Origin of the sequence: Ensifer sp. ENS03 (assembly GCF_014852035.1) — a bacterium.
GTDB classification, from domain to species: Bacteria; Pseudomonadota; Alphaproteobacteria; order Rhizobiales; family Rhizobiaceae; genus Ensifer; species Ensifer adhaerens.
The window spans coordinates 440,498-451,255 of sequence record NZ_JACVAV010000003.1 but is presented as its reverse complement, the minus strand read 5'-3'; the positions used below and the strand labels follow the sequence as shown (position 1 = coordinate 451,255).

The window sequence follows — 10,758 nt, the reverse complement described above, 5'->3', positions numbered from 1 at the left end:
TCGGTCGCAGCTCCCATTTCCGAAATCGGGCGTACCGCACCCGAGAAACAAGGACGCGGCTGGGCTTCTCCGGTGTTTTTCGACCCGCTCCACCCGGTTGCCCTACCTCCTTTCATCACGCCGCCAACGCTTCCGCTTTCTTGTCGAAAAATTATAGATAATTTTTTCGGCAGATGAGATCACATAGCACACGAATGCTGGCTCTTGACAAAAACCGCCCCGAACGGTCAGCTTGGAGCATTCACCAGGGGTGTCCCGCCAAGGGGCTGAGATTCTGCTATGCGGTTTGCGCGGCGCAGTGACCCGTTGAACCTGATCCAGTTCATACTGGCGTAGGGACGGTGCAGACATCGCTGCCGCAAACGTCGCGTTCACGCGACCATTCAACGGCAAGGCGTCCTTCCCCTTCCTTCGCTCGTGAACTGGGTCTCCACAATCGGAGCCTCGGCATGCACACCGCCAACACCATCCCGCTTCCCTCACGACGGCCCGCCCACGCCTCGCGGGAACACTGAGCCATGCGGATCCTCGTCAAAGGTGCCGGCGTCGCAGGGCTCTGTCTGGCGCATGAACTTAGCGCCCGCGGTGTCGCGGTGACGGTTGTCGAGCAAAAGCCAGGCTTTGCCGGCGCGGCCTCCTGGTTTGCCGGCGGCATGCTGGCACCCTGGTGCGAACGCGAAAGCGCCGAAGAGGTGGTGCTGACGAAGGGCATCGGCGCCATCGACTGGTGGGACGACGCCCTGCCAGGCGAGGTTTCCCGAAACGGCACGCTTGTCGTCGCCCCGCCACGGGATGCGGGCGAACTCAAGCGCTTTGCCTCACGCACCTCCGGCTTCGAATGGCTCGACGCCGCCGCGATCGAACGGCTGGAACCGGCGCTTGCCGGACGTTTCCGCGAGGCGCTGTTTTTTCCCGGTGAGGCGCATCTCGACCCGCGCCGGGCGCTGAGCCGGTTGCGGCAGAAGCTTGTCGATCACGGCGTCACATTCCTCGATGAGACGAGCGACGATGGCCACCACGATCTCGTCGCCGACTGCGCCGGCGCGGCACGCGTCGGCGAAACGCCGGGCCTGCGGGGCGTGCGCGGTGAAATGCTCTACCTGCAGACAAGCGACGTGGAGCTGTCGCGGCCGGTCAGGCTCATTCATCCCCGCATCCCGCTCTACATCGTGCCGCGCGGCGGCGGCCTCTTCATGTGCGGGGCGACGATGATCGAGACGGATGACGGCGGACCGATCACCGCCCGCTCCCTCATGGAACTGCTGAACGCCGCCTATGCGCTGCATCCGGCCTTCGGCGAAGCGCGCCTCTTCGAAACCGGCGCCGGCGTCCGCCCCGCCTTCGCCAACAACCTGCCGCGCGCCCTGCGCACCGGGCAGACCATCACGATCAACGGACTTTACCGCCATGGCTTCCTGCTTTCACCGGCCCTGGCGGCGGAAGCAGCCGACCTCGCGCTTGCGCAGGACCTGAAGGGAGATGCCGCATGAGACTGACCGTCAATGGCGAGGATCACGACCTCGCCGTCACCACCCTCGCCGAGCTTCTGGCCGCCCTTGATTTCGAAGGCGACTGGCTCGCCACCGCCGTCAACGGCGAACTGGTGCACCGGGCCGACCGTTCGGGTCATGCGCTCAGCGACAGGGACCGAATCGAAATTCTCTCGCCGATGAAAGGAGGCTGAGACATGCTGACGCTTTATGGACAGGACCTGCGCTCACGGTTGCTGCTCGGCACCGCCCGCTACCCCTCCCCCGCCGTTCTGGAAGATGCGGTGCGATCGTCAGGCACTGAGGTCGTCACGGTCTCGCTCCGGCGCGAAACCGCCGGAGGCCGCCAGGGCGGCGCCTTCTTCGAACTGATCCGGGCGCTCGGCGTGCACGTGCTGCCGAACACCGCCGGCTGCCACTCGGTGTCAGAGGCGGTGCTGACGGCCAAGATGGCGCGCGAGGTCTTCGGCACCAACTGGCTGAAACTCGAAGTGATCGGCCACCACGATACGCTGCAGCCCGATGTCTTCGGGCTGGTCGAGGCGGCGCGCATCCTCTCGGCCGAAGGGTTCGAAGTCTTTCCCTACACCACGGATGATCTCGTGGTTGCCGAACGGCTCGTGGAAGCCGGCTGCAAGGTGCTGATGCCCTGGTGCGCGCCGATCGGCAGCGCCATGGGGCCGCAAAACATCCAGGCGCTCAGGGCAATGCGGGCCAACTTTCCCGATGTGCCGCTGATCGTCGATGCCGGCATCGGCCGGCCCTCGCACGCAACGAGGGTGATGGAGTTCGGCTTCGATGCCGTCCTGCTCAACACCGCTGTAGCCGGCGCCGCCAAGCCCGCGCTGATGGCCGCTGCGTTCGCGGGCGCGATCGATGCCGGCCGGCAGGCCTTCGAGGCGGGCATGCTCGAACCGCGCGATTTTGCCGTCCCTTCCACCCCCGTCATCGGAAAGGCGGTGTTTGCGTGAAACTTGACCCCTTCTATCTCATCGTCGACAGCGCGGATTGGATCGAGCGGCTGGTGCCGCTCGGCGTCAAGCTGGTGCAGCTACGCGTCAAGGATCGTACGGAAGCGGAGATCCGCCGCGAGATCCGCGCGGCCAAGGCCGTTTGCGACGAGCAGGGCTGCCAGCTCATCGTCAACGACTACTGGCAACTGGCGATCGCGGAAGGCTGCGACTTCGTCCATCTCGGCCAGGAGGACCTGGCGGAGGCCGACCTTACTGCAATCCGCGCCGCCGGCCTGAAGCTCGGACTCAGCACCCATGACGAGACGGAACTGGAGACAGCACTTGCTGCCAAGCCCGACTATGTCGCGCTCGGACCGGTTTACCCGACCATTCTCAAGGCTATGAAGTGGGCGCCGCAGGGACTGCCGCGCCTTGCCGCCTGGCGGAACCGTGTCGGGTTGCTGCCGCTGGTCGCCATCGGCGGCCTCAACGTCGAGCGGATCGCCGGCGTCTTCGAGCACGGCGCCGACATCGCCGCCGTCGTTACCGACATCACCCGCAACGCCGACCCGGAAGGCCGGACGCGCGAATGGATCGCCAGAACCGCGCCGTGGCGATAGGCACGTGCCGGACCGCGGGTAGCAGTTTCGCGGTCAGGCGATCTCCAGCTGCGAGAGCCAGGAGGCGTCCAGGCCACGCTTGCGACAATAGGTGGCGAGCCGCTGGCGGGTCGGCCCCGGCCGGTCGAGGCCGAGGTAACGGGAGGCGTTCTTCCAGAAGATGTTCTGCTGGTCCTCCTCGCTGACATTGGCCTCCTTCAGTTGCTGGGCGATCCGCGGGACGTAGGCGTTGTAGTCCTTCTCCAGCGCCATCATCGACCAGTCGGTGCCGAACATCAGATGGCGCGCATCGGGATCGTAGTCCCGCAGCCATTTGTCGAGCAGCGCGCGGATTTTTTCATGCAGCCCGGGCGTGTTGTCGGTGACGAGCTCGCTCAGGTAGCTCAGGTCGGCAAACAGGTTCGGCCGGCGCCCGTGGCCGATCGTCTTGCCAATGATGTCCTCCCAGGTCGGCGGACCGGAGAATTTGTCCTGGGCGCAGGACACCATGACCCCCGTCGGTGCGCCTGGGCGAATGACTTCATCGAAAGCGCCGAAATGCGCCAAATTGATCCGCAAGTCATTGTAACGGTTGGTGTCGAGCAGCTTCTTCCAGTAGGCGGGGCTCGCCATATTGCCATAGCCGCAGCCGGCGCCGATGCTGTTTTCCGCATGCGCCATGATCGGCACGCTGTTGTCGCGGCACCAGTCGTAGAGCCGCTTCAGCGCCGCATCGATCGCCGGATCCGCATTGCCCCATGCCTTGAAGCCCATCGGCGGGTAGATCTTCACGCCGATGAAGCCCTTTTCCATGATCGCGTAGCGGACGTTTTCCAGCGACGAGCCACGCTTCTGCGCCTCCCGGTGCGGATCGAAGCCGACGAAGCTGTGCATGTGGATGCCGTGCCGCTTGATCACCAGCTGCTGGATCTCGTCCATCACGTCGATCTGGTCGTGCTGCGGCGATGCCCTGCCGCCGATCGACTTCTCGAAATCGAGGATGCTCGGCGTGATCATGGAAAACCGGCATTTCGACGCGAAGATCCGGGCATAGGTTTCCGCCAGGTTTTCGCGGTAGTCCTGCATGAGGCGCACGAAGGAAAGGTAGTTGCCGATCTGTTCGTGGGCCTTGGCGGCCGACGCCAGGGCATCGACATCCGTCTCCTCCACGCTGCCGGAGCGCCGCTGCAAGCCCTGCGGCAGGCCGGGGGTGCCGCCGATCTGTTCCAGCAGGCCTTGATAATCCGGCGTTTCGGCGCCGCTTCGTGCGGTCAACGATGCGCGCTGCTCGCCGGCTAGCGCGACCAGTTGCTTGACGGCGATGCGCAACTGCTCGTCCTTCTGCCGCTCGAACTCGGCGTCGGAGGGGCGCGGCACCCGCTTCTTGAGAATAGCGTCCTCAGCCTTGGCCTTGGGCGCGACGTCGCCAAGCGCCGTCACGAGGAAGACCACCAGGGCGTTTTCCAGACGCTTCGACTGCAGCGGATCGGCGGAGAGTTTTGCTTCCGGCAGTTTCTCCCGCAGCGCCACATAGCGCACCAGCCCTTCCACGGGCACATCGGCCGCGTTGAAGAAATGGCAGTGAACGTCGACGATCGGGTAGGGAAGCTCGCAGGCCGCGGCCGGTGGCCAGTCGTGTCGACACCCGGAAAGCACATTTGCCATCACGCCTGCCGAGAACAACCGCAAGACATTGCGGCGTGTCACGGCGGCGACCGGACCAGCCCAGTCGACCCCCATCATCCCCTCCTGTTGCGAGACCCCCTCGAACAATCGGGCAAACATTACTCCGTTCGCAAGCGGCGTGGAACAGATATTTACTTGCCGTTACTGGAAACCCATAGGTCAACACGGGCGGCCTTTAAGTGCGAAAGGAGGCATGTTACTCTAAAATCTTGGGGAGAATTTTGCGTGGTAGGTGGCGCCGGCAAGAATGAATTCCAACGTTACCTGTCGGGAGCCCTGGTTCGATGGTCTGCCCCGGCGGCGACGGATTCGGCTGGCCCGACGCGCGAGGACTTTCCCGGCGCCTTGCTGTTCGCCGACATCTCCGGTTTTACCCGCCTGACCGCCAAATGGTCCGAAAGCGACCGCGCCGCCGGCGCCGAACGGGTGAGCCGGCTGCTCAACGGTTACATGGGGCCGCTCGTCCGGCATATCGAGGAACATGGTGGCACCGTGTTGAGCTTTGCCGGCGACAGCCTGCTTGCCGGCTGGCAGGCTGCCTCCGACAGCGAGCTGGAGCAGGCCGCCTGGCGCAGCTGCTATTGTGCCGGCCGCATCCGTGAAGAGATCGGCGGCCCGGGCGGGCCGGAGGACGCGCTGCAGCTGCGCATCGCCGTCGGCGTCGGCACCATCACCCTGCTGCACCTCGTTCCCCGCATCGACCAGCGCTGGCTGATCGTCGGCGGCGACTGCCTGGCGCAGGCGGACCATTGCGGCCTTTTGAGCGATGCCGGCGAAATTCTCGTCTCCGACGCCGTGTGGCAGCTGATCGGCAAGCGGGCAACCGGCCGGCCCGGCCGGGAGGGCACCGCCCGCCTCGAACGCATCGATCCCTATTCGACCGCAACCGGGCAGCCCCACCCCCTTTCGGGCTTCGCCAGCAAGCGGCTTGAAGCCTACCTGCCGCTTTCGCTGCGCGGTCGGCTTCTCTCGCCGCTTTCGGAGTGGCTGGCGGACCTGAGAACCATTACGGCCCTGTTCGTGCATATCGTTGGCCCGGACCTCGAGAAAGATCTCGATCGGCTGAACCAGCTCGTTGCGCGGTCGATCGCCGTTGTCGGCCGCACCGGCGGGGAAATCCTCCATACGGCCCTTCACGCAAACAGTCTCGAGATCTTCGCGGTCTTCGGTCTGCCCGGCCCCAAACATGCCGACAATGCGCGCCGCGCGATCGTTGCGGCGCTGCGTCTTTCAGGCGAGCTCGACGATCCCGATATCGGCCTTTCGGCCGGCATCTCCACCGGCGAAAGCTTCTGTGGCGCGCTCGGCGCCAGCCACCGCGCGGACTACACGGTGGTCGGCGCCGCCGTGAACATGGCCGCGCGCCTGGCAAGCGTTGCCGCCGGGCGCATCCTTGTCGACCAGGCGACGGCAAAGGAGACGGCCAGCCAGATCGCCTTCTCCGGACCGTGGTCGCTGGCCATACCGGGCGTGCGCGGCGGCGTGTCTGCCTTCGCGCCGATTGCCGAGACGGTCGCAACGATCGACACCAAGTCACCGGCACTCCTCAACCGTGCGGCCGAAATGACGGCCCTTTCCGCCTATCTCGAAAGCGCGCCCAGGGGGCAGTCCGGCATCATGATCGTCAAGGGCGATTCCGGCGTCGGGAAGTCGGCCCTTCTGCGCGCCTTCGTCGAGCGCTGTCGCGACCGCGGCAACCGCGTGCTCGTCGGCAATGCCGACGACATCGAAAGCGACGTCCCCTATTTCGCCTGGCGTGGGGTTATCCGCGACCTGCTCGGTATCGGCGATCTGCGCGGCGCCGAGGCCACGGACCAGGTGGCGCTCTTCTTTGCGGAAAGACCGGAGCTTGCTTCCCTCGCGCCGCTGCTCAACGATGCCATCAACCTCACTTTGCCGGACACGCCGGAGACCCGGGCCATGTCCGGCGACGGGCGCTCCCATCGGCTGCGCGAGTTACTGAGCGAGCTCATGGCCGACAGTCTCGCCGGGGGACAGGGCTTCGTCGTGCTCGAAGATGTGCACTGGCTCGACGAGGCGTCCGGCCAGCTGCTCGGGCGGCTGGTTTCAGGGGCGGCACCAGTGCCGGTGGTCGTATCGACCCGGACGACCCGCACACAGGAAGACCTGACCCGGTGGACCGGCCTGCACCACAACGGCGCCCAGACGCTCGATCTTTTGCCGCTCGACTTCGAGGGTACGATCGCGCTCGTTCGCGCATCAATCGGCAGCAACTCGCCCGCCGACGGCTTCGGCGAGGCGGTCTATGCGCAGTCGGCCGGAAACCCGCTGCTGATTTGCGAAATCTGCCGGATGATCGGCGAGCGCCGGCTGCCCAAGGCGGCCGAGCCTGCCGCAGCCGTCTCGCTGCTCTCCGAGCCCCGCTCGAACGATGCGACCCTGCTCAACACCGCCAAGGTTACCGTGATTGCCCGGACCGACCAGCTTCCGGCAGAGCTGCAGGTTCTCCTGAAGATCGCAAGCGCCATGGGCGCGACCTTCTCGCTTGCCGAGCTTGGCGCGCTGCCGCCGATCAGGAAGACGTCACTGGACATCGAGGCGAGCATCGAGCGGCTGCAGGCGGCGCATCTGATCAAGCCCGCCGACGACCGCCCGGGCCGGTTCATGTTCAGCCATGCCGTCATCCGCCAGGCGATCTACGAAAGCCTGTTGTCGGAACAGCGCCATGAAGCGCATCGCGCGATCGCCAAGGCGATGGAGGAAGGCGGGCAGCCGGACAATGCGGAAAACCTGCCGCGCGTGCTCAGCCACTGGGAGCGCGCAGGCGACGCCGCGCAGGCCTTCAACTATCTGGACCGCGTTGCCGAATTGCGGCTACGCCAGTTCGACAACGCCGCGGTTGTCGATCTGATCGAGCGCTTCTTCAAGACAGCGCGCGACCTTTCGATCACCATTCTACCGGCAAGACGGGCGGCCGCCTGTTTCCTGCTCGGCGAAGCCAGCCTCAATCTTGGCCGCGCCGAAGCGGCCCGCCATGCCTATGAGGAAGGCCTGCGGCTTTCCGGCCTGCCGCTGCCGCGCACCTCTGCCGGCCTCGCGCTGCATCTCGTACTCGATCTCGCCGAACAGGTGTGGCGGCGCACCATCCACCGCGACGCGGACTGGATCCTGAAGCGCGAAATCTCGCGATCGCCGTCCGATCCCTTCCTGCTTGCGGCGAAGGCGCATGAGGACCTGACGCGGATCTATTACTTCACCAGCGAGAAGCTGCGGCTGATCCATGCGACGCTGAGGGCGACGAACCTTGCCGAAAGAAACAAATACGTCTCCCCGACGACCGCCGCCAATTATGCCAGCCTCGGCGCCATATGCGGCGTGATCCCGCTGCACAGCCAGGCCGAACACTACAGTCGGCTGGCGGCAGCACTTTCCGAACGCGTCGACCAGTTGGGAACGCGCGTGCGGGTCGACTTACTGTCGGGCATGTACCAGATCGGCATCGGTCATTGGCACGCGGGCAAGCGGGCGTTCGAGGCCGGCCTGAACAATGCGGCGACGGTCGGCGACCTGAGGCGCTGGTGCGAAGTGGCGGTCGGGCTGGAGACAATTTCCGGCCCTTGGCTTTTGACCTCCGCCTTCGAGGGCATCGCGCCCTGGGAGATCCTCGTGCAGCGGATCTGCGAGGAAGGGCGCCGGCGCGGGGACATGCAGGTGCTCGGCTGCGGCCTGCTCGGCCGTCTCAGGGGCCACGCAGCACTTGGCCGCTGGAACGCGATCGACACCGACCTTGACGAACTCGAACAAATCCTTCGCGAAAAGGGTGACGGGCTGGAACTCGTCCATTCGATCGAAGGCGCATCGCTTCTGAGCGAGGCCGCCCGGCGACGGGGCAACAGCACGGAGGCCGCAAGCTGGCTCGAGCGCGCGCTTTCCTGGTGCGAGACGCTCAACCCGGCGATGAAGACGCGAACGCTACCGGCGCTCGCCCGTCTCTTCGATGTCGCCAGCGACCCTGACGGAGGCGACCTGCTGGCCGCACAGCTCGTTCTTAGAAAACTCGAGCGCTTTGCGCGGGTTTACCCGATCGGCCGACCGGTGGCAGCGCTCGGCGAAGCGACCCTGCATCTGCGCCGCGGCCAACAACGCCGCGCCGAGCGCGTCACCCAGTATGCCCTCGCGGAGGCGATCCGGCTGGAGATGCCGGCCGTCGCGCTTGCCGCCCTGCAGCATGCCGCCGGACCGAGAGACGCCGAAGCGCGCCAGGCGTTCGAGACGATGTTTTCGCTGCGCCGGGCCACGTGGTGCGAGGTTCTTCCGCTTGGCCAAACCGACCAGACGCCGCATGTCCAGTTTGCCAGATCTCAGGGGAGCCGCGCATGAACCGTCCCAGTCCTCCCCGCATCCTGATCGTGCTAGCCCATTTCGACGAAACCCGGAACCCCAGGGGCCGCCCCGACTTCATCCCCCAGGGAACCGGCCACCTGTTCCTGGCGGGCGCCTTTGCCCGCGACCGCGTGGACCTTCGCGCCTACAGCGAATTCCATGACGGACCGCTCGTCGACGAGGCAGCCTTTGCCGACCTCGACATGCTGGTGTTGACGGGCGTGACCGCAGCCTTCGACCGGATGCAGCACCTGACGGCCTATGCCCGCACCAAGTCGCCCAGTTGCGTCGTCGTCGCCGGCGGGCCGGTCGTGCGCAATCTGCCGGTTTCGAGCGCCGAAACCTTCGACTACGCCTGCGACGGTGACGTCGAGGAGATGCAGGCGGTCATCAGGGAGGTGTTTGGCGAATGGGCCGTCTCCGAGACGATCCTGCCGCGCTTCGACCTTGCCAATTGGCGCGGTCCGGTCAGCTACATCGAGACGAGCCGCTACTGCAATTTCAAGTGCAGCTTCTGTGCGCTGACCGCCGAAGGCAGACGCTACCACAGCTACGACCCCGCCTATATCGAGGCGCAGCTGCGCAACGCCCCGCCAAAGAAATACGTGCTGTTCATCGACAACAACTTCTACGGCAACAGCAAGGACGTCTTCTGTGACAAGCTCGACGTGATCCGATCGCTGTGGCGGGAGGGGCTGTTTCAGGGCTGGATTGCGCTCGTCACCGGCGACTTCTTCCGCGATCCCGCCAATCTGGAAGCCGTGCGGGCGGCCGGCTGTCTCGGCCTTTTCAGCGGCGTCGAAACGCTGAACGAAGCGCAACTGAAACGCTACCAGAAAAAGCAGAACCTGGTGGTGCCGCAACTGGAGGCGATCCAGACCTGCCTCAACGCCGGCGTCGCCTTCCAGTATGGCTTGATGTTCGATCCGTCGTCGCAGACGATCGAGGCGATGCAGGAGGAGCTCGCCTTCATCACCGGCGAAACCACGATGCCTCTGCCGGCGTTCCTGAGCCTGACGATCCCGCTGCTCGGCACGCCGCTCTTCGACGAGTGCGTCGCCGACGAACGCTTCCTGCCCTCGGCCAAGCTGCGCGACATGGATGGCTTCACCCTGATGACCCGTCCGCTCGATGGTCTTGAGGACGTGGCCCTCTTTGCCCGCAAGCTGTCGCGCCTCGACGGCAACCGCGCCCGTATCCTGCGCCATTGCCTGGGGTTCTACCGCAACTACCGCCACTCGCTTTCAGGGCGGCAGATGATCCACCTGCTGGCCAACAGCCTGCGCCTCGCGCTTCCTTCGGTCCTGCATCGCCACGGCCTGCCAACGCGCTCGGGAAGCGACGAAAATCTCACCTATGTGACGACGACACAGCCGCTCGGCCCGCTCTACACACCAGCCTTCCGGGTCGGCGAGGGTTTCCGTTCGCATTTTGCGCCGACGATGATCACCGACGCGTCCGGCGCGCTCGACGACACCATCGCCCGCAACCTCGAATTCCGCACCAGCCGCCGGCAACGGACAGGCACCGGCATCGAACATTCGTCCAGCTGACAGCGCCACCACGCCTGCGTCAAAGTGCCCGGCCCGATGCAACCTCCAGTGCGTGAAATTGGGTTCGCTTGGTAAGATTGGATTCAAACTTTTTGGGTAAGCTTCCGTTAGCTATTTCACACCTGTCGGCCGG

7 protein-coding genes and 1 riboswitch are annotated in these 10,758 nt (G+C 65.4%); of the genes, 6 read left to right on the top strand and 1 reads right to left on the bottom strand.

Annotated features, from left to right (window positions below; genetic code table 11):
• The first annotated feature begins 236 nt into the window (after nucleotides 1-236).
• Nucleotides 237-357, top strand: a riboswitch (TPP riboswitch).
• A gap of 161 nt (nucleotides 358-518) precedes the next feature.
• Genes thiO through IB263_RS14915 form a run of 4 tightly spaced genes read left to right on the top strand, consistent with a single transcriptional unit; the run spans nucleotide 519 to nucleotide 3,063 of the window.
• The gene (gene thiO, locus IB263_RS14930; RefSeq protein ID WP_192438655.1) at nucleotides 519-1,490 is read left to right on the top strand and encodes a glycine oxidase ThiO; all 972 of its coding nucleotides are present in this window, start codon (nucleotides 519-521) and stop codon (nucleotides 1,488-1,490) included.
• Complete coding sequence (thiS, locus tag IB263_RS14925) at nucleotides 1,487-1,684, top strand: sulfur carrier protein ThiS (protein ID WP_060583946.1); 198 nt, start codon at nucleotides 1,487-1,489, stop codon at nucleotides 1,682-1,684. The genes thiO and thiS overlap by 4 nt, the downstream gene beginning before the upstream one ends.
• A gap of 3 nt (nucleotides 1,685-1,687) precedes the next feature.
• Nucleotides 1,688-2,461 (top strand): thiazole synthase, encoded by a 774-nt coding sequence (locus tag IB263_RS14920; RefSeq protein WP_034798452.1) that lies wholly within the window; start codon nucleotides 1,688-1,690, stop codon nucleotides 2,459-2,461.
• Nucleotides 2,458-3,063 carry a thiamine phosphate synthase gene (locus IB263_RS14915; RefSeq protein WP_060529364.1) on the top strand — a complete coding sequence of 202 codons (606 nt, stop codon included), beginning with the start codon at nucleotides 2,458-2,460 and terminating at the stop codon, nucleotides 3,061-3,063. Before IB263_RS14920 ends, IB263_RS14915 begins: the two co-directional genes overlap by 4 nt.
• 33 nt (nucleotides 3,064-3,096) lie before the next feature.
• Here IB263_RS14915 and IB263_RS14910 read toward each other — a convergent pair whose 3' ends face one another.
• The gene (locus tag IB263_RS14910) at nucleotides 3,097-4,827 is read right to left on the bottom strand and encodes an amidohydrolase family protein (protein ID WP_090296652.1); all 1,731 of its coding nucleotides are present in this window, start codon (nucleotides 4,825-4,827) and stop codon (nucleotides 3,097-3,099) included.
• Nucleotides 4,828-4,953: 126 nt separating this feature from the next.
• On the opposite strand from IB263_RS14910, the gene IB263_RS14905 reads away from it, so the two are divergent.
• Together IB263_RS14905 and IB263_RS14900 are read left to right on the top strand one after the other, a co-directional pair.
• Nucleotides 4,954-9,069 (top strand): adenylate/guanylate cyclase domain-containing protein, encoded by a 4,116-nt coding sequence (locus IB263_RS14905; RefSeq protein WP_192438654.1) that lies wholly within the window; start codon nucleotides 4,954-4,956, stop codon nucleotides 9,067-9,069.
• Nucleotides 9,066-10,625 (top strand): radical SAM protein, encoded by a 1,560-nt coding sequence (locus tag IB263_RS14900; protein WP_192438653.1) that lies wholly within the window; start codon nucleotides 9,066-9,068, stop codon nucleotides 10,623-10,625. Before IB263_RS14905 ends, IB263_RS14900 begins: the two co-directional genes overlap by 4 nt.
• Nucleotides 10,626-10,758 lie beyond the last annotated feature (133 nt).

Bases quoted from the DNA above. Each gene is read 5' to 3' on its own strand.
- IB263_RS14920 (WP_034798452.1), top strand. From the start codon at position 1,688: ATGCTGACGCTTTATGGACAGGACCTGCGCTCACGGTTGCTGCTCGGC.
- thiO (WP_192438655.1), top strand. From the start codon at position 519: ATGCGGATCCTCGTCAAAGGTGCCGGCGTCGCAGGGCTCTGTCTGGCG.
- IB263_RS14900 (WP_192438653.1), top strand. From the start codon at position 9,066: ATGAACCGTCCCAGTCCTCCCCGCATCCTGATCGTGCTAGCCCATTTC.
- thiS (WP_060583946.1), top strand. From the start codon at position 1,487: ATGAGACTGACCGTCAATGGCGAGGATCACGACCTCGCCGTCACCACC.
- IB263_RS14910 (WP_090296652.1), bottom strand. From the start codon at position 4,827: ATGTTTGCCCGATTGTTCGAGGGGGTCTCGCAACAGGAGGGGATGATG.